This is a genomic window from Colwellia meonggei, from assembly GCF_057537295.1.
Window position 1 is genome coordinate 750553 of sequence record NZ_BAAJLZ010000001.1, and the last position, 26108, is coordinate 776660.

22 protein-coding genes and 1 pseudogene are annotated in these 26108 nt (G+C 38.9%); 14 read left to right on the forward strand and 9 right to left on the reverse strand.

Annotation, left to right across the window (positions count from 1 at the left end; genetic code table 11):
- Positions 1-15: 15 nt before the first annotated feature.
- The 5 genes from AC27E9_RS03350 to AC27E9_RS03370 form a co-directional block, all read right to left on the reverse strand.
- Positions 16-690 (reverse strand): TSCPD domain-containing protein, encoded by a 675-nt coding sequence (locus AC27E9_RS03350; RefSeq protein ID WP_487127241.1) that lies wholly within the window; start codon positions 688-690, stop codon positions 16-18.
- Positions 691-744: 54 nt separating this feature from the next.
- On the reverse strand, positions 745-2934 hold the full coding sequence (locus AC27E9_RS03355; protein ID WP_487127243.1) for an adenosylcobalamin-dependent ribonucleoside-diphosphate reductase: 2190 nt from the start codon (positions 2932-2934) through the stop codon (positions 745-747).
- A gap of 368 nt (positions 2935-3302) precedes the next feature.
- Positions 3303-4823, reverse strand: a complete 1521-nt coding sequence (locus AC27E9_RS03360; protein WP_487127245.1) for a methyl-accepting chemotaxis protein — start codon at positions 4821-4823, stop codon at positions 3303-3305.
- Between the two features lie 90 nt (positions 4824-4913).
- Positions 4914-5510 (reverse strand): hypothetical protein, encoded by a 597-nt coding sequence (locus AC27E9_RS03365; RefSeq protein ID WP_487127247.1) that lies wholly within the window; start codon positions 5508-5510, stop codon positions 4914-4916.
- Positions 5511-5598: 88 nt separating this feature from the next.
- A complete protein-coding gene (locus AC27E9_RS03370) occupies positions 5599-6348 on the reverse strand; it encodes an AsmA family protein (protein ID WP_487127249.1) in 750 nt (249 codons plus the stop codon).
- A gap of 224 nt (positions 6349-6572) precedes the next feature.
- On the opposite strand from AC27E9_RS03370, the gene AC27E9_RS03375 reads away from it, so the two are divergent.
- The 4 genes from AC27E9_RS03375 to AC27E9_RS03390 all read left to right on the forward strand — a co-directional run bounded on the left by AC27E9_RS03375 (position 6573) and on the right by AC27E9_RS03390 (position 12039).
- A complete protein-coding gene (locus tag AC27E9_RS03375) occupies positions 6573-7625 on the forward strand; it encodes an efflux RND transporter periplasmic adaptor subunit (RefSeq protein ID WP_487127250.1) in 1053 nt (350 codons plus the stop codon).
- 2 nt (positions 7626-7627) lie between these two features.
- Positions 7628-10726 carry an efflux RND transporter permease subunit gene (locus AC27E9_RS03380; RefSeq protein ID WP_487127252.1) on the forward strand — a complete coding sequence of 1033 codons (3099 nt, stop codon included), beginning with the start codon at positions 7628-7630 and terminating at the stop codon, positions 10724-10726.
- A 324-nt stretch (positions 10727-11050) separates the two neighbouring features.
- A complete protein-coding gene (locus tag AC27E9_RS03385) occupies positions 11051-11452 on the forward strand; it encodes a hypothetical protein (RefSeq protein WP_487127254.1) in 402 nt (133 codons plus the stop codon).
- 131 nt (positions 11453-11583) lie between these two features.
- Positions 11584-12039, forward strand: coding sequence for a hypothetical protein (locus AC27E9_RS03390; RefSeq protein ID WP_487127256.1), 456 nt, complete (start codon positions 11584-11586; stop codon positions 12037-12039).
- 86 nt (positions 12040-12125) lie between these two features.
- Here the strand turns inward: AC27E9_RS03390 and pheA are convergent.
- From pheA to AC27E9_RS03405, 3 genes and pseudogenes are all read right to left on the reverse strand, one after another.
- Positions 12126-13298 (reverse strand): annotated as a pseudogene (pheA, locus tag AC27E9_RS03395) (prephenate dehydratase); the annotation flags it as partial.
- A 326-nt stretch (positions 13299-13624) separates the two neighbouring features.
- Positions 13625-14008 carry an MAPEG family protein gene (locus AC27E9_RS03400; RefSeq protein WP_487127258.1) on the reverse strand — a complete coding sequence of 128 codons (384 nt, stop codon included), beginning with the start codon at positions 14006-14008 and terminating at the stop codon, positions 13625-13627.
- 28 nt (positions 14009-14036) lie between these two features.
- Positions 14037-16472, reverse strand: a complete 2436-nt coding sequence (locus AC27E9_RS03405) for a penicillin acylase family protein (RefSeq protein WP_487127260.1) — start codon at positions 16470-16472, stop codon at positions 14037-14039.
- A gap of 187 nt (positions 16473-16659) precedes the next feature.
- On the opposite strand from AC27E9_RS03405, the gene AC27E9_RS03410 reads away from it, so the two are divergent.
- The 8 genes from AC27E9_RS03410 to msrQ all read left to right on the forward strand — a co-directional run bounded on the left by AC27E9_RS03410 (position 16660) and on the right by msrQ (position 24234).
- The gene (locus AC27E9_RS03410) at positions 16660-17949 is read left to right on the forward strand and encodes an aminotransferase class V-fold PLP-dependent enzyme (RefSeq protein ID WP_487127262.1); all 1290 of its coding nucleotides are present in this window, start codon (positions 16660-16662) and stop codon (positions 17947-17949) included.
- Positions 17950-17971: 22 nt separating this feature from the next.
- On the forward strand, positions 17972-18571 hold the full coding sequence (locus AC27E9_RS03415; protein ID WP_487127264.1) for a nucleotidyltransferase family protein: 600 nt from the start codon (positions 17972-17974) through the stop codon (positions 18569-18571).
- Positions 18572-18644: 73 nt separating this feature from the next.
- Entirely contained in the window at positions 18645-19115 is a 471-nt protein-coding gene (locus AC27E9_RS03420; RefSeq protein WP_487127266.1) for a (2Fe-2S)-binding protein, read from the forward strand.
- A gap of 2 nt (positions 19116-19117) precedes the next feature.
- Positions 19118-21373: a xanthine dehydrogenase family protein molybdopterin-binding subunit gene (locus AC27E9_RS03425; protein ID WP_487127267.1), complete on the forward strand. Its 2256-nt coding sequence runs from the start codon at positions 19118-19120 to the stop codon at positions 21371-21373.
- A 166-nt stretch (positions 21374-21539) separates the two neighbouring features.
- On the forward strand, positions 21540-22088 hold the full coding sequence (locus tag AC27E9_RS03430) for a DUF2058 domain-containing protein (protein ID WP_487127268.1): 549 nt from the start codon (positions 21540-21542) through the stop codon (positions 22086-22088).
- A gap of 43 nt (positions 22089-22131) precedes the next feature.
- On the forward strand, positions 22132-22494 hold the full coding sequence (locus AC27E9_RS03435) for a glutaredoxin family protein (RefSeq protein ID WP_487127270.1): 363 nt from the start codon (positions 22132-22134) through the stop codon (positions 22492-22494).
- A 97-nt stretch (positions 22495-22591) separates the two neighbouring features.
- The gene (gene msrP / locus AC27E9_RS03440; RefSeq protein WP_487127272.1) at positions 22592-23596 is read left to right on the forward strand and encodes a protein-methionine-sulfoxide reductase catalytic subunit MsrP; all 1005 of its coding nucleotides are present in this window, start codon (positions 22592-22594) and stop codon (positions 23594-23596) included.
- Complete coding sequence (gene msrQ / locus AC27E9_RS03445) at positions 23596-24234, forward strand: protein-methionine-sulfoxide reductase heme-binding subunit MsrQ (protein WP_487127274.1); 639 nt, start codon at positions 23596-23598, stop codon at positions 24232-24234. Before msrP ends, msrQ begins: the two co-directional genes overlap by 1 nt.
- 94 nt (positions 24235-24328) lie before the next feature.
- Here msrQ and AC27E9_RS03450 read toward each other — a convergent pair whose 3' ends face one another.
- The gene (locus AC27E9_RS03450) at positions 24329-24610 is read right to left on the reverse strand and encodes a peptidylprolyl isomerase (RefSeq protein WP_487127276.1); all 282 of its coding nucleotides are present in this window, start codon (positions 24608-24610) and stop codon (positions 24329-24331) included.
- A gap of 257 nt (positions 24611-24867) precedes the next feature.
- Here AC27E9_RS03450 and AC27E9_RS03455 point away from each other — a divergent pair, with 257 nt between their 5' ends.
- Both AC27E9_RS03455 and AC27E9_RS03460 read left to right on the forward strand, forming a co-directional pair.
- Entirely contained in the window at positions 24868-25419 is a 552-nt protein-coding gene (locus AC27E9_RS03455; RefSeq protein ID WP_487127277.1) for an RNA polymerase sigma factor, read from the forward strand.
- A complete protein-coding gene (locus tag AC27E9_RS03460; protein ID WP_487127279.1) occupies positions 25409-26107 on the forward strand; it encodes a hypothetical protein in 699 nt (232 codons plus the stop codon). The genes AC27E9_RS03455 and AC27E9_RS03460 overlap by 11 nt, the downstream gene beginning before the upstream one ends.
- The last annotated feature ends 1 nt before the right edge of the window (position 26108 follow it).

Genomic DNA, 26108 nt, shown 5'->3' on the forward strand with positions numbered 1-26108 from the left:
TAATTTAGGTGGTTATTAACCACATTTAGAGTCACCGCAATTAAGGCACGTTGAACAACCATCTAATAGCACTACCGATTTTTGATGACACTTTTTACAACTACTTGCGATGGCGGGAAAGTTAAGATGATGATTTTCTTCTTCTGTTGCCGCTGCTTGTTGTTTCTGCTTTAGATAAGCTTGCTGATGGGTATCAATTTCACTTTTAGGTAGCATATCTAGTGTTTTTAAGTGTGTTTCTATCACGTGGCCTATATCGGCAACAACTGAAGGCATAAATATTCCGGTCCCACGTTGGTAATAACCACCTTTTGGGTCAAATACGGCTTTTAGTTCTTCAACCAGAAATGTACAGTCGCCACCTTTGCGAAATACTGCGGAAATAACACGAGTTAGCGCTACTATCCATGAGTAAAACTCCATATTCTTCGAATTTACGAAAACTTCAAAAGGGCGCCTAACTTCCTCTGCGGTACCTTGATTCAATAAAATGTCATTGACGGTAATATATAAGGCGTGATCTGATACTGGCGGTTTGATTTTATAAGTTGAGCCAACAAGCATTTCCGGACGTTGAGTTTTCTCGGTTAAATTGACTGTTGCCTTTACTTCATTGTCAGCATTATTTAAAACTTCAGGGCTCTCAATTTTTACTTTGGCTGCGGTAATATTTTGGTTAATTTCTTTCATGTTTTTTCCAATATTGTTATTGCTTTGCTATTTGCATTACTAGAATGTTCTCTACTAAAGTTTGCCGTAGTAGCCCTCTTTTAGTGCGTCATGTAAGTTGGCGGCGGTATGTACTTCACCGTCGTATTGAATTTCTTCATTTCCTTTGGCGGTGATGATTGTGCCATCCGCAAGCGTGAACTCGTATTCCACCTTTTCTAAATCGGTTTCTTTTACTAACACACCTTGGTGAACTTCAGGGTTAAAACGAAATGTTGTACAACCTTTTAAGCCTTTGTCGTAAGCATAAAGGTAAATGTTTTTGAAATTCTCATAGTCAAAGTCTGTTGGAATATTGATGGTTTTTGATATGGATGAATCTATCCAGTATTGAGCTGCTGCCTGAATATCAACATGCTCTTCAGGACTAATGGTATCGCTTACCGTAAAGTAGGTTGGAAGCTTATTTTCACCTTCAATTGCATAGGCCTCAGCTTCGGGGTTAATTGCTTGGCGAAACGCTAATAATTCATAGCTCGAAACCGCAACCGATTCTTTGGATTTTTTACCTTCTCGAATAATATTGCGATGATATTCATGGGCAAAACTTGGCTCAATACCATTAGAAACATTGTTGCCTAAACTTAAGGCTAGTGTGCCAGTTGGCGCAATTGAAGTGTGATGGGTAAACCTTGCACCTACTTTAGCTAATTGCTCAACTAATTCTGGTTGCTCTTGGGCAACTCTTTGCATATAGCGGCTATATTTAGCGTGTAATACTGAGCCTTTAATGCTGTCGCCAACCTTAATGCCATCATTTATCATTTCCGGACGTTTGTTTAGCATAGCTTGGTCAACAATAAAGCTTTGTTGTAAAATTGGCGCAGGGCCTTTTTCTTTCGCTAAATTTAACGCTTCTTGCCAACCAGTAATTGCCAGTACTTTTGATACTTCTTCAGTAAATGCGACAGCTTCAGGGCTATTGTAAGGCATTTTTAACATGGTAAGTGCAGAGCCTAGGCCTAGATAGCCCATGCCGTGTCGGCGTTTGTTTTGAATTTCTAATCGTTGTTCTTCAAGTGGTAGGCCGTTAATTTCAACCACGTTATCTAACATGCGTGTAAAGACTTTTGTGACTTCTCTAAATTTCTCCCAATCAAAGCTTGCTTGCTGAGAAAATGGTTGCTGCACGAATTTAACTAAGTTGATCGAGCCTAAAAGACAGGCGCCGTGAGGTGGTAATATTTGCTCGCCGCAAGGGTTACTAGCGCGTAGCTGCTCACAAAACCAGTTGTTATTCATGTCATTGGCATGATCAATCAATAAAAATCCAGGCTCGGCATAATCAAAAGTATTACTCATGATCATATCCCAGAGCCTTTGCGCCGGAATTGTGCTGTAAATTTTGCAGGCAATTTGACCTTGTTTATTTAAAATATAATCATGGCTTTTAATAAATTCATCCGAATAGTGATTACTTTTAAATAGCACTATATTGCTATCGTTTAGGTCTATGCTGTCTGACTTGACCTCTTTTTGCGTCAATGGGAAATTTAATGGCCATTCCTGATCATTTTTCACTGCGTTAATAAAGTCATCACTGATCAATAACGATAAGTTGAATTGACGTAATCGCCCGTCTTCACGCTTTGCTAAAATAAATTCTTTAACATCAGGGTGGGAAATATCAAACACCCCCATTTGTGCACCACGTCGACCACCAGCAGAGCTAACGGTAAAGCACATTTTGTCGTAGATATCCATAAACGACATAGGACCTGAAGTCGTTGCCCCTGCGCCAGCAACGTAAGCGCCACTGGGTCTTAGTGTTGAAAACTCATAACCGATACCACAGCCGGCTTTTAGTGTTAATCCCGCTTGATGGACACGGCTTAAAATACCTGTCATAGAGTCTTCAATTGTGCCTGATACGGTACAATTAATGGTTGATGTTGCAGGTTTGAACTTTTCAGCACCCGCATTTGAAATAATACGCCCTGCGGGATACGCACCAGATTCCATCGCCCAAATAAATTTCTTTTGCCACTGTTTTTGATCTTTGCTTTCTATCGCCGCTAAGGCTTTTGCAACGCGAGCAAAGGTGTCGGTAACATTCTTTTCTTGGTTGTTGCCATGCTTGTCTTTAAGGCGATATTTTTTATCCCAAATGTCGAAAGATGCAGCTTGCAGCGGAAGGTGGTCAGTAGTTGGATTCTGATTATTATATACGGTAGTGCTTTTTAATTTTATTGTTGACTCGGTCATGACAGTTTTTTAGTTATCGTTAGTAAAGAAGTGTAACGATGATATAAAAATTGCTGAACCTTACAATAGTGTAACGCCTATATTGTGACTCAGGTCAAAATTAAACACAATATGTTGTGTTTTTGTGTTTTCTCTATTGAAAGTGATATTAATCAATTATGTGCCAAATTCAATAGCTGGTTACGTATTTGGTAGCAGTACAAGGTTACTTTTATCGTTTTTTGGTTGGAACTAGTGCTTAAATATTGTTGTTATGATGTAGATTATTGCACTGGTTAGATTCTTTTTCGGGTGAAAAATTAATATTTAGCGGTGGAAAGAAAAGGCTGACTTTTATTGCTATGATGAAAAACCAGCCATTTTCGCTATTATTTTTTCGGTGGTACAAAAGTACTGGCAACATTACTAATGTCGTTGACACTAGCAGATAAATTGCTCATTTCTTCTGTGACTAAGTCAGTTTGTGCCCAGGTTTTTTCAATTGCTTGATGCACTTCTTCAACGTGTTCATTAATCGTAACCGACGTAACGCTTTGTTGCTCTGTAGCCGTTGCGATTTGATTGGCAACATCAGTGACTTTTTGCACTCGGTCAACAACATCGGCAATTTTACCATTGGAGCTTTCAGCTATATCAACGCAAAGCTGTGCTTCGTCTTTGTTTTTTAGCATCAGCGCAACCCATTGCTCTATGGTTTCTAGCATCACAGATAAGCGTTGATGAATTTTTTCTGCAGAATCTTGTGTTCGAGATGATAAATTACGAACTTCGTCAGCAACTACAGCAAAGCCTCGGCCATGCTCTCCGGCACGGGCGGCTTCAATCGCCGCGTTTAAAGCTAATAAGTTAGTTTGGTCGGCAATTGACTGTATTTCTTCCATTAGGCCACTGACGTTATTAGCAGACTGTGTCAGGCTATCGGCAGAAGACGATGCTTGATCAATATCATTTGCCAGTGCTTTAATTTTATCTGTGGTTGAAAATATTCCTTGTTGCGCTTGTTCACACTGAGAAAATGTTTCATCTAAGTCGCCAGCAGCAGTCACGACATTAGCAGAAATCTCAGTCGTAGTGGTTTGCATTTCGCGCATTGCATGACTGAGCTGCTCAACAGCGCTTTGCTGACTGGTTAGGTTTTCTCGTGTATTGCTGATTCCTTCATTAACGTTTGCCATTACGGCATTGATAGGTTTTGCGGTATCTAATGTCCGTTCGATAATGGCACGTAATTTTGCTTTTAACATGGCGAAATTAAAATCAAATATACTGGCTGTGCCGCCACCAAAGTATACTTTGCGGGACTGTGAATCAAACATAGATTGCATGCGTTGTGCACGCATGGCTGTAGGTATGATGTCTTGCCAAAATACTAGCACTGGCGTTGCAGCACATATGGCTGCAAAAATAGAATGATAGAGGCCAAAGCGAGTAAAAATAAAGTACTGGGCAATTGCACTTATTGTTAACAAAAAGGCAAATTTTTGGTTTTTTGAAATTTCTATATTTGCCCAAGTTTTGTTTTCGCGAATAGCGCCATAAATATTACTTGCTCGAGCAACAAGATCAGGTTTAGCTATGGTGGCAATTGATTGGAAGCCGATAATTTTTTCATTTTGGTACTGAGGAGTTATAAAGGCATCAAGCCATACCGCTTGGTTATTACTATTTTTAAATTGAATTAGCCCTTGCCATGAGAAGCCTTTTGCAAGCGTTTGATTAATTTCCTCAATAATATTTTTTGGCATATCTTGATGGAAGTAATGTTGCTGACGGCAATTATTGATATCAGTTTGCTCAATTCCTATAGCGTCGGCATAAGCGTCATTAATATAACTAAAATTTCCTTGGGTATCGGTAATACTAATAAGTTGTTGAATGGACGAAGCCATGTTTTTCCTCGACTTTACTAAAAGGGCTTAGAGAAACCTGCCAAGTTTGCCCGTAACTAACACTGGCAGGAAAGTTTTGTATAGTTTTACCTAGAACTTTACGGCAATTCCCACAGATATCGCACTGTCTATCCAGAGTGAGTCTTCAAATTTGGCACTACAAATTTCTTGCTGACAAAATATAGCATCATCTTCATCAATTAAACTGGCGTAAGCACGCAGTTCAGTTACTAGCGCTATATTATCGGAAAATTCATAACGAGTGCCAAAAGAAATACTCGCGGATGGATATAATTCTTCTCCACCATGCTCAGCATCAAAGTAGCCACCACCAAGTCCCAGGCTCATAGTGGTGACGTAATTTTCTTGACGAAACAGCGCAACACCGTTGAAGTGTGCATAAGTAATATCTAAAGATGACTTGAGCGCGTTCTCGCCGGTAAAATCATGACTAACTCGGTTGAGTAAAACTTGCCCTTGGCCATTAATATCGGCTTGCCATGCCAGCCCTATGGCAATATTGCTACCAGAGTCCACGCTAATATCAGTATTGTCAGAGGCAATAAGATCTGAGCCATACATTTGACCCGCCATAACACTAATTTCAAACTCACTTGCGGTGACAGCATTAGCAACAAACAAACCACAAACGAGCGTAACAGGTTTTAATAAAGTATTTGAATTCATTACAGGGGCCTTAAGTTTATTATTTTTTTATAGCCTCAGCTTAACCAAAAAAGGTCTCAGCTGAGGACAATAAAGCGAACCTTGGCTATTAACCGAATAATTCAGTTAATTTTTTCTTCGCTTTTTCTTTTAACTTGTCTTTTGCATCGTCAGTTAGCTTTTTCTTTTGAGTTGCTTTTGCTTGCTTCCAAATATTTGATAATGCTTGTTTTACTATTTCACTACCTAATTGACTAGCAGGTAAACCGGCTTCACCGCCAACATTACTCAAAGTAATGTCTGGTAGTGTCGCACTATGTTCTTTATTGCCAAAAGCGCTTAAGTCTAATGATAAAGACGTGCCAGCTAAAACAATTTTGCTCACTTTAATTTTTGGTTCTTCGGTACTTGATGCTGGCGCTGATTCTTTATCGACGGTTTGTGCTTCACCTTTAGGGGTATTGCGTTCTATCGCGTCTAATATCTCTTGAATATTTGAACCACCAGTTTGGGTCATCTGTACAAAAGCTTGTGGTGATTTAATGACAATCGCGTCAATTACAATTGGCGATGAGGTTAAGCTTTCAAGGTTGATATCTAAAGTCACTTCACCTAATGAAAAGGCGTTAGGTTGGCTGTATGTTTTTGGATTTGCTAGATTGATACCTAAAATACTACCAGCACCGCTAGTAAGTTTAATATCAACCGCTTTAACTGTAACAGCTTGTTCAGTTACTTGAGTACCAACTGTTTCAATTTGATTTTTAATAAAATCATTCAGTGAGCCGCCAGCTAGAAACCAAAGGGCACCACCACTTAGCAGCAATAAAACAACAATAATTGAGGCAATAATTTTCACGAGTTCCGTCCTTAAAATGTAAAAAATGATGCAATACCGAATTGAAGGTATTTGTCATTTGGTATGTGTATATCTAAATTATATCTTATTAATCACAAAGTTAATTATTTTTCTAATTTGCGACCAAAGCGGCAAATCCTAAGCTAAGCTGTATCGAGCTGTTTCACTATCTAAGATATAGTAATAGCATTGAAATTTTTCGCAAATTTAGAGAGTTTTTATTTATGTCTTCTGCTTTTAGTCGCCGTTTACCTTTATTGTTATTGGTTAGTGTTTTGCTTGCACTTGTTGTGTATTTGCAGTGGCCTGAATCGGTAACTGCTAAAGCAAAGCACCAACGCGTTGTGTCAGTAAAAACAGCGGTTATTGCCCAAGCAGCATTTAAAGATTCTGTTGAAGCGATTGGTACGGCACGAGCAAATGAGCAGGTATTAATCACGAGTAAATATTCTGACTTGGTTGATGATATTTCTTTCCAAGATGGCGATATTGTCAAAAAAGGCGATATTTTAGTGCGGTTAAACAGCCGAGAGGAAGCAGCGAAAGTTAAGGAGTTAGAAGCAAATTTGGCAGAATCAGTCGCGCAGCTAAATCGTTTTCAAGACCTTTTCACAAAAAAAGCGACGTCAAAATCAATTGTTGACCAGCAAGAAGCAAAAACAAAAGCTATTTCAGCACAGTTACTTAGCGCAAAAATTAAATTAAATGATTTAACCATTAAAGCGCCTTTCTCAGGCATGTTAGGTTTTCGTGAAATTAGCATAGGTGCGTTAATTGATGTTGGGGATGTTATTACCAGCTTAGATGATTTAAATACCATTAAAGTAGATTTTTCTATTCCTGAACGCTACTTAACAACTGTCTCGGTTGGCCAGCCAATCGAAGCAACTAATATCGCTTATAACGAGCAAGTATTTCTTGGCAAAGTAACCTCAATAGATTCTCGCATTGATAGTGTTACCCGTACGTTAAAAGTACGAGCAGAAATCCCAAATAGTGACCATAAATTACGTGCTGGTATGTTATTAAATATTCAAATAATTCGTAATGTTGAGCAAATATTGCAAGTGCCGGAAAGTGCTGTGATACCGATTGAAGATGATCACTTTGTTTTTGTTGTTGAAGCAGGAAAAGCTCTGAAAAAGCAACTTACTATTGGTCGCCGCCATCACGGTTTTGTTGAAGTGCTTGGCGGGCTTGGCTCAGGGACAGAAGTGGTTATTGAAGGTGCTTTGAAATTACGTGATGGTAGCTCTGTAAATGTGTTGGAGAAGTAAGCGTGATTCTATCTGATATTTCTGTCAAACGTCCGGTATTTGCTACCGTTATAAATTTACTGTTGATCACTTTCGGTATAGTTGCTTTTATGACTTTGCCACTGCGGGAATACCCTGATATTGACCCGCCTGTAGTTAGTATTAATACCTCTTATCCTGGCGCTTCCGCAGCTATTGTCGAAAGTAAAATTACTCAATTATTAGAAGATCGTATCAGTGGTATTGAAGGTGTTAAGTCAATCAATTCGAATAGCCGAGTGGGACGTTCTAATATTTCTATTGAGTTTGAGCTCGATCGTGATATTGACTCCGCAACTAATGATGTTCGTGACCGTATTTCACGGGCGTTAAATAATTTACCAGAACAAGCTGATCCGCCAGAAGTATTTAAAGCCAATGATGATGAAAGTGCCATTGTTTGGTTTGTTCTGCAAAGCGATACCATGTCAACTTTGCAGTTAACCGATTATGCCGAACGTTATATTGTTGATCGCTTTTCGGTAGTAGATGGGGTTGCTCGTGTTCGTGTTGGCGGTGGTAGAACATATGCCATGAAAGTTTTACTTAACCGTAAAGCGATGGCTGCTCGTGGAGTTACAGTAAGCGATATTGAACAAACCTTGCGCGCAGAAAATGTCGAATTACCTGCCGGTAAAGTTGAGTCAATAGATCGTGATTTTTCTATCCGTGTTGAGCGTAGTTATTTAACCGAAGATGACTTTGCCACTATGGTGATTGCGCGTAACGATGATAAATCACTCGTATATCTAGGTGATGTTGCTAAAGTCGCCATGACCGCAGAAGATGAAGAAAACATGTTCCGAGGTAATGGTAAGAATATGGTTGGCTTGGGGATTATTAAACAATCCAAAGCCAATACCCTTGAGGTGGTAAAAGCTGCGCGTAAGGAAATGATGTCAATACGTGGTGGTTTACCGCTTGGTACCACAATAACAAATAGTTATGACTCCTCCGTTTTCATTCAAGGTTCAATTGACGAAGTATATAACACGCTGGGTATTGCCATGATCATGGTGGTGTTGGTGATCTTTTTATTTTTAGGCAATGTCAGCGCGACATTAATTCCAGCTGTTACCGTGCCTGTAGCACTTGTCGGTTCTATGATGGTGTTATCATGGCTAGGTTTTTCAATTAATTTATTAACCTTGTTAGCTTTAGTGCTGGCAATTGGTTTAGTAGTCGATGACGCCATCGTGGTTTTAGAAAATATTTATCGACGGATAGAGAATGGCCAAACGCCACTTATGGCAGCGTATGAAGGTGGCCGAGAAGTGGCCTTTGCGGTTATTGCAACCACTTTAGTTTTAGTGGCGGTATTTGTACCATTAATTTTCTTATCGGGTAATGTTGGCCGATTGTTTACTGAGTTTGCTATCGCGATAGCTGCAGCAGTGGTTTTCTCAAGTATCACCGCATTGTCACTGACGCCAATGATGTGTTCAAAAATGTTAAAGCACCGTGAGCGGAGCTCTTCTTTTGGCCAAATGTTGGATAAAGGTTTTGCTAAACTAGAAGCGGCTTATGCACGGTCGCTGAAAACTAGTATTCATCAACCACTGATGATCTTTGCGGTGGTTATTTTATCTTTATTTGCTGTTTATAGTTTGTTTACGCAGTTGCCGTCTGAGTACACACCTAAAGAAGATCGTGGGAATTTCTTTGTGATGATGCGAGGTGCTGAAGGTGCAAGTTATGAAAATAATGTTAAAAACATGCAGCAAATTGAAGAGAAATTGCTAACACATCAACGCAGCGGTGAGCTTGATAGAGTAATCGTCAGGGTGCCCGGTTTTGGTGGTTCAGGTGGAATTGCCATTGTTGGCATGCCGGCGTGGGATGAACGCGTTACAAATACCTTTGATTTTATTAGAAAAATGAATGGGGAATTATCACAAGTTACTGATGTTCGTGCATTTGCCATGATGCGACGAGGTTTAAGTGGCGGCGGCTCTGTCTCGCCAGTTGCCTTTGTTTTACAGGGGAATACTTATGAAGAATTAGCGAAGTGGCGTGATATTATTATTGCTAAAGCGCAAGAAAACCCTAACTTACATAGTATTGATAGCGACTATAAAGAAACCTACCCACAGTTATTAGTAAAAATTGATCATGACCGAGCTTTTGATTTAGGTGTTACTGTCGGTGATATCGGTAGGACATTAGAAACAATGTTAGGCCAACGTCGGGTAACCAACTTTGTTGAACGCGGTGAAGAATATTATGTTGTTGTACGGGGTGAAAAAGCTGACTTTTCTAATCCGACCGACATTGATAATATTTTTGTGCGCTCAGATATTAGTGACGATTTAGTGCCGTTATCAAATTTGATCACTATTGAAGAGAATGCTACTTCTTCACAGCTTAACCGTTTTAATCGTCTACGAAGCGTTACTATTAGCGCTAATCTTGCGGCTGGTTACCCACTTGGTGATGCGCTTGATTACCTTAATAAAGCCGTTGCGGAACACTTACCGCAGGAAGCTCAAGTGGCGTATAAAGGGCAGTCTCAGTTGTTACAAGAGTCTGGTAATTCAATAGCCTTTATTTTTGCGCTAGCGTTAGTGATCACCTATCTTGTGTTGTCGGCGCAATTTGAAAGCTTTATTCACCCGTTTGTTATTATGTTAACAGTACCTTTAGCCCTGGTTGGTGCTTTGGCTGGGCTGCAGCTAATGGGTATGAGTTTAAATATTTACAGCCAAATTGGTATTGTTATGCTGATTGGCTTAGCGGCTAAAAATGGTATTTTAATTGTGGAGTTTGCTAATCAATTGCGTGATAAAGGAATCGCATTTGAGGAAGCATTAGTATCGGCAGCAACTCAGCGTTTAAGGCCGATTGTTATGACAACATTTACCACGGTCACTAGTGCTATACCGCTTGTTTTAGCTGTTGGCCCAGGTGCTGAAAGCCGTATGGTAATCGGTGTAGTAATTTTTGCAGGGGTTTCCCTCGCAAGTATATTCACCTTATTTGTTGTACCTGGTGCCTATTACTGGCTATGTCGTAATACCGGTTCGCCACAGGCAATCGCTCAAGAAATAGAGCAACAACAAGCAATTGTCAGTAAGGAAGAATAGCTGAGAGAGTACGATACATAATTCATAAAGTTATACTCTATTTGAAGATTAAACCCATACAAGCGTTAGTTTATATGGGTTTTTATCTATTTAAATATAATTAAATTGTTTTTTACTAAAACCACAAGGTGTTTACTTGTAAGTCATTGTTTATAAATTACAGTTTATTTTTAATTTACGTAAGCAATAATCCTATTTAACCCGTAATGACATCACTAGTATTATTATTAATTCACTTTTAGCTCAAAAAAAGAACGTATTGATTAAAAAGTGAGCTTGATATATAAAGGAGAAAAATAATAATAATAAAATTGGAGAATGGGTGTGTTTGAGGTTAACAAGAAGTTATGGTCTTTTAATTTTGGTTGCTTGATTGCGGGTTCCTTGGTTTGGTTAGTTCATTTAGGGAATATTGCTCCTGTTCCAAGTATGCTTCATCCTCATACAGATTTTATTCTTGATTACTATCCTGGTTCTATCACCGCAATTAGTGCTTTTTTAGTTAGCTTATTTTTACTGATATTCATGCATAAAGCCTTTAAGTTGTGCGCTAGTGATCATACTTTTTGGCTATTGTTGCCAACATTATGCTTTATTACGCTAACACTATTGATTGCTCAGTTTATGTTATCGTCAATTATGTTTGCAGCCATTCCAAGTTTATTTGTTTTGACGTTTAGTGCCGCTATTTTCCGTGCCAAACGTCGCAAGCAGTTAACTCTTTAATATCAGCCACTCAATTATTAAGAAAAATTAGAGAATAAATCAGAATAATGATCTGAAATAAGGTGCTTTGCGGTGTAATTTGTTCTACTTGTGACATAAAGCATTTTTATTTTAATCGGGCTTGAAATTATATGAATAAGTACGCAAAAATTTTATTACTAGCATTAGCATGCTTCTTTCTATTTGTTGGTGTTAAAAGCTCAATAGAAACTAAACCTTATGCTGAGTTAACTGACTTACAAGCTTTTAATGGTGTTATCCATCAACTGCATTGCCCTTATAAAGGTGCGGCGGCATTATCGTTAAAAGAATCAAAGTTAACCTTCAATCTGAGTGTTAGTTTTCGCGCAGACTATTGCACTGAAAGCACATCTCAGCCTTTACTAGGTAAAAACGTACAATTGATCGCACGTCAAGCTAACGGTGATTTTTATCAAGTGTATGAACTTAAAACCGCTAGCGAAGTCATTTTATCCCCAGAAGATATTGAGGCGGAACAAGGTAGCTCAACCTTAGGGATGTTTTTCCTAGCGTTACTAATAGTAGCCTTTGTTGTTTATAAAAGCCGTAAGAAGAAGGTAAGTTAATTGCTTTAGGTTTTGTCGATAATAGAGAAAAGGGCTGTTAATCAGCCCTTTTTATAGCCACTAACTATATTTGATTTATTCTAATCTAAGGCGCTACTAGGAACATTTGTTGGGCTAATATGCTCAATAGGGTAGCAGCCTAAAACTTTAATGAAGTTAGTTTGTTCTGTAATTTGGCTAATAGCTTCTTGTAATGCTAAATGCTTTAAATTTGCTTCAACATCAATATAAAACATTTCTTCCCACGGACGTCCTTGAATCGGTCGAGATTCAAGCTTACACATGTTAATACCTTTATTTTTCAATACCACCAAGCACTCAACCAATGCGCCAGGTTTTTGTCCTGTCGCAATAACTAAAGTTGTTTTAGCGGGAATTTGTTCAGCAACATCAACAGGTTTACGAGCAACTAGAATAAAACGACTGTGGTTCTCACTTTGATTGGCAATAGATTTTTCTAAAGCGTGCAATTGATATAAGTTGCCACCTTCTTCACTACCTATTACTGCAACGCTGTCGTCTTGTAATTCATATACTTTTGCCATGGCATCAGCAGTGCTTTCACAATATTCAATACGAATATCATTTTGTTTATCAAGGAAGTTACTGCATTGTGCAAAAGGTTGGCCGTGAGCATAAATGGTTTTAATTTTATTAAGTTGGGTATTAACCGCTGTTAATAAACAGTGCTCTATAGGCTGGGTAATTTCACCAACAATGGATAAGTTGGTGTGCTGTAATACGTCATACACTTCGTTGATACTACCAGAGCTGGTATTCTCAATAGGCAGCATTCCATAGTCAACACTGCCTGATTCCACTTGCTGCATAATTTCCGCAAAACTTTGACAGCCATTTTCGATGATTTTTTCCGCTCGGCGAGAAAAGTAACGATGGCTTGCTAAATAGCTATACGAACCTTTGTCACCAAGGAATGCAACGCTGACAGCTGGTTCTTGCATGTTAGGATTTGCTAATGTTTGTAAGTAGGCTTGCTGGTTTAATACTGAGTCTTCAATAATGGTTTGAAAAACACTAGTAACATAATGCGCATCTAAACCTAGCTCTTTTCCTTGGGTGATCAAGCGAATGAGTAGTTCTTGCTCGCGTTGCTGGTCACGTACAGGGCGTATTTGATGTGCTTTGCTTTTGGCAACATTTAAGGTTAGGGCACGGCGCTGCGCAAATAAGCTTAATAGTTGCTGATCGAGCTGGGTAATTTTTTCACGTATTTGATTTAAGTCTAATGCTTCGTTCACCGCGTTTTCCTACTATATTGTTATGAGTTGAATCATTGCAAAAATTGCATTTTCGTCTAGTGCTTATTTATTTTATTTATTGCTAGTACTAGAACTAAAAAAACCTCCCAAGGGAGGTTTTTATTAAATGCCAAAACCTAAAACGCACTCAGAGTACTGAGAGAAAAAATGCGAAAAAGAAAGAAGTAGGTTTTATATTTTGCATAGCTTTACTTTAGCCATCCTCAAGCAAGACTTCAACCGTTTCTTTATAGCTATTTTGTTAAAGGCATTAAAACTTGCTATTAGGGCTGCTAAGCGAATATTCACTCGTGGTTCAATGGTTTTTAGATACACTGGTAAATAATCGTAAATGAGCTGATAGTACCAACTGCCCAAATAAGTGAACGCACGGTACTAATATTCAGCAAATAAGTAATATTATAAAGAACACGTGCAACAACGTGAGTAATGGCTAACTGTTCAATGAAAGTACCTGTGTTGTGAGTTGCAATGGCCAACAAAATCGCGGGTGCAAATACGGCTAATGACTCAAAAGCATTTTGATGAGCAGCTAAAGCTCGAGCACCAAAACCTGTTAATTCAGCTTGTTGAGCACGAGGGTGATTGTTGTTATAACCATTCAATTTATGCATCGCGATAGCGACTGGTATTTTTGCTATGAAAGGTAAAAGTGCCGCAATAAATAGGCAAATAATCAAAGTTGTCATTGTTGTTCCTGTGTTTTAATTTACGCAGTTAATAACTGAGTAATGTTAGTTTGTATTTTACTGGACCAGGCAAAAAGCTTGAAGCTTCGCCTTTAACCCAGTTTTCGTGACCTGCACCATAATAAGGGCTCCAAGGATGGCCAGATTGACTCGTTGGCATATGAAATATGCCGCGCTCTTCATGCCCAGGTGATACCACCATACGTTCCGATGCGCCAAAAGACTTTCCTTGTACTCTTGGCATATAACTATCGCCAGCTAATTCTACTTCCGGCATATCCAACCAGTGACCAATAAAAGGCACTGCGCGGCTTAGCGGGTGTTGAATTTTACTGATATTTTGCTTACCCCAAGTTGCATCGGCAAGTGAGGTCGATTCGGTCATTTCATTAAGTGTTAATTCAAGTGTTTCTTCAAATAGTGCAGACCAAGAGTCATGGCCACGCCACAGAAAGTTTTCTGGTTGCTGGTTAACTAATTGCCACAACGGTGTTTCTATTTGGTGACGTATGGTGTGGAAGCTGTAGTTTTCATCTAAATTGGTCATGTTTTCATTAAAAATATCGAACAATTGATCTCGTAGATTTAATCGAAAATTGCGTACCAAGCGATAAGCAACAGAGTCAGTGCTTGCGTACAGGTGCTCTGTAGTTAATATATTTCTTGCCTCTTGCCAATCGTTGCGTTCGGCAATAACGTCTTGAGTTAAGACTTTAGTTAGCAAAAAGTCTTGCCAACGCAGCAAAAAATTTGCTTTGTCGTCTAATGCAATATCGAGCAAGGCTTGTTCATCAAATGAGCCTCTAGCGTTTAGGTTTGTTTTGATTTGTGAAGACCGAGCCCCTAGCGCATAACCACCATTGCCAACTTTTGCTAACATTTCACCGCCAATAACTCGTGAGTTTGCGGTCCATAAACGTGAATTTTCTGGGTTTATGACTTTAGGATATTCATTTGCAGGTAATAATCCTTGCCATTTGTGCTCACCATTTGCCCATGATGTTGGAATTTCCCCGAATGCTTTACTGCGCTTAGGTATTGGCCCCATGATGGTCCAACCAATATTGCCTTGCTTGTCACCAACCATTAAATTTTGCGCAGGCATTCCAGCACGTGCTGCAATAGTAAAAGCTTGTTGAACGCTGTCGGCTGTTTCGAGCTCAGTCATCGCCATATTAACGGCTTGCTTGTCGTGAGCGATCCATCGATAAACGAGTAATTGCCCTTGGGCATTTTCACCTATTACTGGGCCCCAAATTGTGTCTGTTACTGTGATATCGACTGAATCTTGTCCTTTTACCGCAATCACTTGTTTATGCTTGATAAAAGGCTGATATCCATTAGGGGTTAAATATTGGCTGTTATCCCCATTGGTTTCTAAGACGATAACGTCACTCCAGTCACCGTAGCTATTAGTGAACCCCCACGCAATATGGCCATTACTACCAACAATAATATTTGGCGTTCCTGGCAATGTTGCACCAGTAACTTTGACGGCTTTATTTTGTTTTGACAGATATTCAAAAGAAGCGCGAAACCACGTATTAGGTACACGAATGCCTAGATGCATATCGTTTGCGACAATAGCACTACCAGTGGCACTAATCGCACCGCCAACGGCCCAATTATTTGAACCTGGAAACTCTTCACTTTGTGCTGATTTTTCTCGGTGTAAAATATCAGGCAGTACATTGATACTATTTGTCATCAGCTGCTTGGTCTTTGCTAATGCAGCTAGTTTTTCACCGGCTGCGGCTGGCCAAGGTGCTTGAGGTAATGGTGATGCTGAATACTGGCTGCCGTCAATAGCGGCATCCCATTGGCTTCCTTTAGGGTTTAAAAAGTTAAATACTTCTGGGCTAAGTACAGAATGTAATAATCCTAATGTTCTTTCTCGCTTACCGTCTTGATACTGTAAATCGATATACATACTTAACACGGTTAAAATCGTATCTTCTTCTTTCCATTCAACAGGGGCTTGCTGAAGTAATAAATACTCAAATGGTGGTGCTTTTAAATATTTTAAACCTTGATTAACGCCACGAGTGTAGGCTTTAAGTAGGGCAAAATCCGATTTAGGTAATTGCTTAATAATAGCGGTGGCACGCTCACGAAAGCGATGGCGACGAATATCACTGTCGTAGTCTATAGCCGCTTCACCAAATAAACTTGCTAGTTCACCGGCAGAATTTCGACGTAGTAAATCCATTTGAAAAAAACGCTCTTGGGCATGTATAAAGCCCGTCGCAACTGCAGTATCTAAACGGTTTTTCGCTTTTATTGTGACGATACCGTTTTTATCACGTTCGACAATTGCACTAGCGGATAAGCCAAATATTGTTTGCTTACCCTCTAACTTAGGTAAGGCACTGTCGACTTGGCTATAGATCCATGTCGCTACGGTTGCAATAATAAAAATTAAAACAAAAATAAGGCCAACGATAATATTTTTAGAATGTTTCATTTGGAGTTAGTAAGCGACAATATGGATAAACTAGAGTACCTGAAAATTCTCTTACTTTGAATGGAGAATTTATATTAAGTGACTTACTTAGCTATTAATTTTTATTTACATTTCAATCGTTGCGGTTTTATTTTCTGCTTGCTAATTTTGCTTAATAGTCTGCTGAATTTGTTGCATATTGATGTCTATGATCAGTCCGTGGAAACATGATTTTCCAATATTTTCGATAAATGCCCATCCAAACTTATGCTACTTAGATAGCGCTGCGACATGTTTAACACCTAAACATGTCGCTGAAGCTATTTATTATTATCAATGTTTTTCCCATGCTAATAGTCATAAAAGCCTTTATCAGCTTAGTGCTAATGCAACTGAGCTTGTTGAGCAAGCAAGAGAAAAGGTTGCCAATTTTGTTGGTGCAGGTATTGATGAAAGTGTAGTTTTTACTGCCAGTAGCACCGAGTCGATAAACTTAGTCGCTGCAAGTTTTGTACAAGCTAGGTTAAACAAGCACAGTAATATTATTATTGGTGCGGCAGAGCACCATGCCAACTTATTGCCTTGGCAAGCTTTGTGTCAACGTGTTGGTGCAAATTTACGCGTTGCCCCTATTACCTCTCAAGGGCAGATAGATGTTACAGCTCTAGCAAAGCTGATTGATAGTGATACGGTTTTAATTGCAGTAAACCATGTTTCTAATGTGTTAGGTGTTGTGAATCCAATAAAAAGCATTAGCGCCATTGCTCATCAAAAAAATGTGCCAGTACTCGTTGATGGCGCACAGGGGGTTCGTTATGGGCCAGTGAATTTTACCGACTTAGATTGTGATTTTTATTTATTTTCTGCACACAAAATTTATGGTGCTACTGGCTGTGGAGTGTTGGTTGGCAAGAATAAATACCTTGAACAAATGTCACCATTTCAATTAGGGGCAGGAATTGTTAAGTCGGTTAATTACGCCGAAACCATATACACTAATGGTGCTTTAAAGTTTGAACCTGGTTCACATAATGTCGCCGGTATTGTTGGTTTAGTTGAAGCGATTGACTATTTAAATGACATTACTTGGTCGGAAGTAACCGCACATATTGATGCCTTAAGTGCTTATTTATTTGATCAGCTGCATGACTTGCCTTATATCAAACCATTGATATTTTTGCCGAGTAATGACTTTGTTAGTAATAATGTATCTGATGTTGTGCAATGCCCGTCAATATTTAGCTTTACCATGTCAGATATTTCTTGTCATGACATTGCCAGCTTTTTAGATGATAGTGAAATAGCCGTGCGTGCTGGTCGGCAGTGTGCAGAGCCGCTGCACCAAAAGTTAAATATTCCCGCCAGTTTAAGAGTATCATTAGGCTTGTATAATGGTTTTGAGGATATTGACCGTTTCATTGCGGGTATTAAAAGTTTGCAGCAATTATTTCGAGAACCACAAATATTTGATGGTGATAGCGAACAAAACATAGATTAATAATATGACCTTAGCTGATAATTTGGCAATTATAGTCCTAGCGGCAGGGCAGTCGTCACGCCTTGGGCAAATGAAACAATTATTGCCTATTAACAACAAAAGTTTGGTGGCTACCCAGCTAGAGAAGGCATTAGCCGTATCAAATAATGTGTATTGTGTTTTGGGGTATCAGGCTGAGCAGCTGCAACGATGTATTGACCATTTACCAATCACGACTATTATTAATAGCGATTGGGAAAGTGGTATGGCATCGTCAATCGCTGCAGGTGTAAAAGAACTAAATACTGATATTAACGCGGTAATGATCGTCTTAGTTGATCAGTGGCAAATAGCGTCAACGGACTTTACTAAGCTCAAAACTAATTGGTTAAATAACCCTGACGCGATTATTGTTTCACAAAACAATAGCGGCCAATTAAAAGCGAGTATTGGTCCACCAGTGATTTTTCCTGCTCGTTATTTTTCAGAATTATGTCAATTAACTGGGCAACAAGGGGCGAAACCGCTATTAAAGAAATATAAGGGGTATTTGTTACCGGTGACAATGGCCCATGCTTTTGCGGATATTGATACACCTGAGCAATTATCAGCAATGAACAAAGTTATTAATAATCAAAAATAAAATAATAAGATAAAGCGAGTAGGTCAAAATAATTAGTGAAGACCCATCAGCAAATTCAAAAGGAAACAACAGTATGATCACGTTAAACATAAACGGTAAAAGTCATCAGTTTAATGATGATGGTGATATGCCATTATTGTGGGCACTGCGAGATGTTTTAAAATATACCGGTACTAAGTATGGCTGCGGTAAAGGTTTATGTGGTGCATGTACTGTTCACGTTGATGGCCAGCCTATTCGTTCATGTGTCACACCTGTTTCCGCCATTGGCAAACAAAAGGTGACGACAATTGAAGGGTTATCAGAGCATGCAGACCACCCTGTTCAGCAGGCGTGGCAAAGTTTGAATGTTCCGCAATGTGGTTATTGTCAATCGGGTCAAATTATGTCGGCTGTGGCACTACTTGAGCGAAATTCAGCGCCTAACGATAAAGATATAGAGCTGGCGATGAGTGGTAATATTTGTCGTTGTGGAACCTACCAGCGTATTAAACAAGCAATACATCTAGCTGCTGATCTAGCAACAGAAGTGAAAGGGAGCTAAGCATGAAACATATTAAAAATGTTAGCCGTCGCAGCTTTTTAAAAAAGCTTGGCATTAGCTCAACGGCATTAGTTTTAGGTGTACAGCTACCGTCGATGTTAACTATTCCTAAAGCTTTGGCCGGTGTTACTGGCTCTGATAAATTCTCACCTAATGTTTATGTGCAAATAGGTGCCGACAATATTGTTAGTATTGTTGTTCATCGCTCGGAAATGGGCCAAGGAATTCGGACCAGTATTCCAATGATAGTTGCTGATGAACTAGGTGCAGATTGGCAGCAAATTGACATTGTTCAGGGCTTAGGGGATAAAAAGTACGGTAGTCAAAACACTGACGGCTCACGCTCGGTACGACGTTTTTACCAACCCTTACGAGAAGCGGGCGCCTCTGCACGCATGATGTTGCAACAAGCTGCGGCTGAAAAATGGCAAGTCGATGTAAGTGAAACCAGAGCCGATAATAATTTTATTATTCATGATAAGTCAGGGCAAAAATTGTCATTTGGCAGTTTGGTGAAAGCAGCTAGTGCTTTGACGGTTCCAGAAGCTTCAACGTTAATATTAAAGCCTAGTAAAGATTTCAAGTTTATCGGCAAGTCAGACGTTGCTTTAGTTGACGGTAAAAAAATAGCAACGGGCGCAACCACATTTGGCTTTGATGTTGAGCTTGATAATATGCGTTATGCCGTTATTGCTCGTCCGCCAGTTTTGGCTGCAAAGGTAAAATCATTTGATGAAAAGGCTGCCAAAGCTATCGGCGGTGTTATTGATGTGGTGCAAATGCCTGAATTAGAAGAGCCTGCTGTATTTAAACCATTAGGCGGTGTTGCCGTTATTGCCACTAATACTTGGGCGGCCATTAAAGGTCGTGAAGCATTGAATATTCAATGGCATGAAAGTGAGCATCAGAACTACACGAGTGAAACTTACAAACAAGCATTAGCAAAAAGTTGTGATAATCCGGCTAAAGTCCTTCGAAGTAAAGGTGATACCAGTCAAGCTTTAGCTGAGGCTAAAAAAGTGATTAAAGCCTCTTACTATGTGCCTGAGCTTATTCATGTACCGATGGAACCACCAGCTGCTACAGCTCATTATCACGATGGTATTTTTGACATATGGGCTTGTACACAAACACCTCAATCTTCTCAGGGTACGGTGGCACAAATTACCGGTGTTACCGCTGAAAACATAAATATAAATGTTACTTTATTAGGTGGCGGTTTTGGTCGTAAATCTAAGCCTGACTTTGTTGCCGAAGCGGCAATTTTGGCGAAACAGTTAAATATACCTGTTAAAGTTCTGTGGACTCGTGAAGATGAAATCCAAAATGGTTATTATCATGCAGTAAGTTATCAAAAGCTTACTGCGGGTATTGATAATAACGGGCGCATTAGTGCGTGGCAGCATCATGTCGCAGAGCCTCCTATTGGTGCTACCTTTAGTAAAGGTGCAGATTTGATAGGCTCTGAAGCAGATCTTGGTTTAATTGATATGCCGTTTGAAATTGCTAATGTAAGTTGTGCAGCCGGCAAAGCACCTGCGCATACTCGTATTGGCTGGATGCGTTCAGTAACGAATATTAACCATGCGTTTGCGACAGGGTCATTTGTTGATGAATTAGCGCGTGCCAAGGGTGTCGACAGTAAAGAGCATTTAATATCGTTAATTGGCGCGGATAGAAAAATAGATTTTGCGGAAGAAAATGCAAAATATGGTAACTATGGTGAAACTTTAGAGAAGTTTCCGGTTGATACCGCACGTATGAAAGCTGTCATTAATAAAGCCAGTAATATGGCTGATTGGGGCAGAAAATTACCGAAAGGTCATGGCTTAGGTATCGCTATGCATCGTAGTTTTGTTAGTTATGTTGCTTGTGTGGTTGAAGTTTCTGAAGACAGTGACGGTAAAATAAAAGTGCATGATGTTTGGATGGCGGTTGACTGTGGTTTAGCGGTTAACCCTGAAAGGATTCGTTCCCAAATGGAAGGAGCGGCAATTTTCGCCTTGTCGTTAACATTTTATAGTGAGCTAACAGCGAAAAATGGTGTTATTGAGCAAAATAATTTTGATGGCTATCAAGTTGCGCGCTTTGCCGATGCACCAATGACTCATGTCGAAATCATTAAGAGTGATGCCGCTCCAGGCGGCGTTGGCGAGCCAGGAGTGCCACCAATAGCGCCAGCTATTTGTAATGCAATATTTGATGCCACAGGTAAGCGATATAGAGAATTACCGTTGAAGCAATACAATATAGTATAAATACTTACGTAAATTTAATTTAAAAAGCAGCTATTTATACTGCTTTTTTATTGAAGATAAATAAGCAGTTATTGTCTTTTAAAGCCAAGATACGATGAAGGCTGTAATATTTTCATCGAACTGATAAAATACGCTCATTATCGATAGCATGACCATAGGAAAATAAATGGCCTCGTTACAAGATCAATTGTTAAAAGCGGGTTTAACAACTAAGCAAAAAACTCGACAAGCTAATAGTGATAAACGCAAAAAAAACAAACAAAAGCGCAGCGGCGTTGCCGTTGATGCAAGTATGCAAGAGCAAGTGAAAACTGAGCTTGAACTGGCTAAGCAAGAAAAGCTTGCCCGTGATACAGCGTTAAACAATGAGAAGAAAGCAGCCTTAGCAGCAAAAGAACAGCAATTGCGAATTAGTCAAATATTGCAACATCATCAAATTACGGGTGTTAATGGTGAAGCTGAATATAACTATACGTTTAATAATAAAATTAAAAAATTATTTGTTGATGATATTACTCATAAAGCGTTAGTAAATGGCCGTTTAGCTTTGTGTGGTATTGAAGATAAAAGTTATATCGTTACCGCGGAAACCGCTGAAAAAGTTGCTAGTTTAGATGCCGAGGTTATTTTAGTACAGAATACTAAAGTAGAGGAAGCAAGCGATGAAGATGACCCATATGCAGAGTTCCAAATTCCAGATGATCTAATGTGGTAATTGCACCGTATTTTAACCTATTGATAAGTGAGTAGACCGTTATATGTTTTTAATCCGTTGGCCAATAGGCCGTTTAATTTTATTGCTAAATTTCGTATTTTCACCGCGTTCACCTAAGCGTGATATACAGCTACAAAAAGAAGTTGATGCTAGTACCGCTCATTTAAGTTTGTATCAATTGCCTGCGTGCCCATTTTGCGTAAAAACACGCCGTGCGATGAAACGTTTTGGTTTGAATATTGAACTACGTAATATCAATCAAAATGAAACTTACCGTGATGAACTTATTCGCGAGGGCGGTAAAAGAACAGTACCATGCCTAAAAATTGTAAATGAAGATCAATCAGTTACTTGGATGTATGAATCTAGTGATATCATAAACTACTTAGAAAAATTCGCTCGCTGAACCTAACCCCTTTTAAATTTTTATATTTAATTAAGAATTTTTTTAGCGCTAATTAGGTCTATTTATCGGTAGGTATTTAGGCCAATTAGAGGTAAATATGTTAATTAAAACAATAAAAAGCTCCGATATATCAGAACAACAAGTTACAGACGAAAACCTTTATCACTCTCGTCGTAGTGTTCTAAAGCAACTTGGTTTCCTTGGTGCGGGTAGCTTATTGGTCCAATCTGCGAACGCAGCTCCATTAGATTTCTTTAGTAGTAAAAAAGATGTTGTATTTCAACAACGAGCATTAAACTTTCAAAAGGCCAGTGAATCTAGCGAAATTTTAACGCCAGAAGCTAAAGTCACTTCTCATAACAACTTTTACGAATTTGGCACAGCTAAAGGCGATCCAGTTGAGAATGCACAAGAATTCAAAGTTAACCCTTGGCAATTAAAGATTTCTGGTGAAGTAGATAAACCTTATACACTAGATTATGACGACTTATTTAGTAGTTTTCCGCTTGAAGAAAGAATTTATCGTTTACGTTGTGTAGAAGCTTGGTCGATGGTTATACCTTGGATTGGTTTTCCATTAGCAGAGTTAATTAAGAAAGCTGCGCCAAATTCTAGAGCAAAATATGTAGCCTTTGAAACCTTATATGATCCCGAGCAAATGCCAGGACAGAAAAGCCGCCGTATTGGAGGTGGTATCAAATATCCGTATGTTGAAGGCTTACGAATTGATGAAGCTATGAATCCGTTAACATTGATGAGCGTAGGTTTATACGGAAAAACACTACCAGCACAAAATGGTGCGCCGATTCGCTTAGTCGTTCCATGGAAATATGGTTTTAAAAGTATTAAATCTATTGTTGGTATTAAGTTAGTCGAGAAACAACCACCAACAACTTGGAACATACTTGCTGCACGTGAATATGGCTTTTATGCCAATGTAAATCCAGCTGTTGACCATCCGCGGTGGAGTCAAGCAAGTGAAAGGCGCTTAACCACAGGCGGGTTGTTAGCTCGTAATCGTATTGCTACTTTACCATTTAATGGCTATGGCGAAGAAGTTGCTGAAATGTATAAAGGTATGGACTTGAGGAAATACTATTAATGAGTGCAACCGTTGTGAACAATATCACGTTTAAACAGGTATTTTTAAGCAATAGGGTACTTTTGCTAAAAATAGTAATTCACTTGATGTCGTTTTTGCCGTTATTTGCACTCTATTTTTTGGCCTTTAGTGACCAACTTGGCGCAGATCCAGTAAAAGAAGTGATTCACTTTACCGGTATTGGTGCATTTAACTTGTTGTTAATTTCACTGCTCTTAACACCTATAGCAAAAAACTATCGACAAGGTTATTTGCTGCAAACTCGACGATTACTTGGTTTATATAGTTTTACTTATGCATTAATGCATTTATTGAGTTTTCTAGCTTTTGAAGTGCAATTTGATTTCGCTTTATTTTTAGGTGAAATTATTGAGCGACCTTATATCACCGTTGGTATGGCAGCGTTGATTATTTTATTGTCATTGGCTGTAACATCATTAAATACTATAAAACGTAAAATGGGTAAAAGCTGGCAGAAATTACATAATTGGGTGTATGTGGCAAGTTTATTAATAGCTTTACACTTTTTATGGTCAGTAAAGTCGGAAATTATTGAACCGGGAATTTATATTATTATAACTGTATTTTTATTGAATTTACGTCGCGATAAGATTAAACGTTGGTTTAAAAATAAATAGTTAGTTTGATAAAATGAAAAAGCGAAAGTAGATTACTTTCGCTTTTTTATATTTAATTTATCTGTAAGTTTATAGTTGCGTTTAATGTTGGTGATTATTCGCTGCGTGCAGTTACTTCAACTAAGTGAAAACCAAATTGGGTTTTTACAGGGCCTTGCACTTTATTTAATTCTGCACTAAAAACCACTTCATCAAACTCTTGCACCATTTGGCCACGACCAAATGAACCCAATGCGCCACCTTGCATTTTTGACGGGCAATTTGAGTGTTCTTTAGCAATCGAAGTAAACTCTTCTCCTGCCTCTATTTTTTGTTTTAATGTTAGACATTGCTCTTCAGTATCTACCAATATATGACGTGCTGACGCTCTTAACATTTTAATTCCTATTTTAATTATTGTTATTGGTGCACTCGGACTGTAACTTATTTGTTATGAAAAATAAAATAGTTAACATGTTAAAAGCTTTCTAATTGAATAATAAGGCTTTTAATGAATTTAAGGCGATATACTGTAGTGATTGTTATCTAAATAATTAGATGGAAAATAATTTAATTATTTTCAAACTATTTTAAAACTAATAGCTACCTTACTTATAAGAAAGCGAGTTAATTCAATAAAAACAGGGACAATACGTGTTTGAACGAAGCGATGAAACGCTAGTAAAGCAGGCGCTAAAAGGAAAAAAGTCAGCCTGGGTAACGCTAGTGAAGCGCTACGAAAAGAACTTGTATAACTATACCTTGCGCATGGTCAGTAACCCTGACGATGCTATGGACTTAATGCAGGATGTTTTTGTCGCGGTATTTCGTAACTTACCATCATTTAGAGGTGATAGCCCATTTAAGGGCTGGATGTTTAAAATTGCCCATTATCGCTGTATTGAGTTTTATCGTAGGAAAAAGCCAACACAGTCGTTAGATGACATACCTGAGCAAGAGGAGCAAGCGGATGATATATGCCCTGAAGCTAATATGTACAATGGGCAACAAGCCAATATGTTGCACGGCGCTATGCAATTATTGCCTGTTAACCAAAAGTTAGTTGTTGAATTAAAATTTTTCCAGCATTGCACTTTTGATGATATAGCTGAGCAATTAGGGATTTCGGTAAATACCGCAAAGTCACGCCTGTACAGCGCCTTAGATAAATTAAAAGGACACTTGGAGATAGAGTATGTCAAATAAAGAAGAGTTAGAGCAAGAATTTGCTAACTGGCTTGACGGCAAGCCAGGTGATCACAATGTCGATGAAAACACTTTATGGCAACAACGACAAAACACCGCACACTTTATAAATCATCAAGTAGAGGTGACGCCGGATGTAGAAGTGCCAAACTGGGATCGAACTAGCAGTTTTCATAGCAATAAAGTGTCTTTTTGGCAATGGCGAGGTTTACCAGCGCTGTCGATGGCATTTTCGGTAATGGCTATTGCCTTAGTGTTATTTAGAGTTGAGTTAGTTTTGCAGGATGGTGGTGTTTTACTGAGTTTTGCAGGTAATAATTCCCAACTAGAGCAGCGAAAAGTCGCAGCTCTAGTTGATGAGAAGTTGCAAGGTTTTGCACAAGAACAGCAAGTGGTATTAGCCAACTATGCTGCAGACATTAAGGTACAGCAGCAAGATAATAACTTACAACTTGCCAGTTATATTATGGGGGCATCGCGACAAGAGCGAAAAGAAGATATAAGTGATTTTATTCAATATATTAACGCTCAGCGCAAAGACGAATTACTGGATCAAAAAATTAAATATCAGCAACTTGAGCAAGCGATTAATTACAACAACGCGTCTCAACGTAAAAATATCAACGGTTTTGGTATGAATCAAAAAGATCACAATACCACACCAGCTAATTGGATTTCTGAGGAGTAAG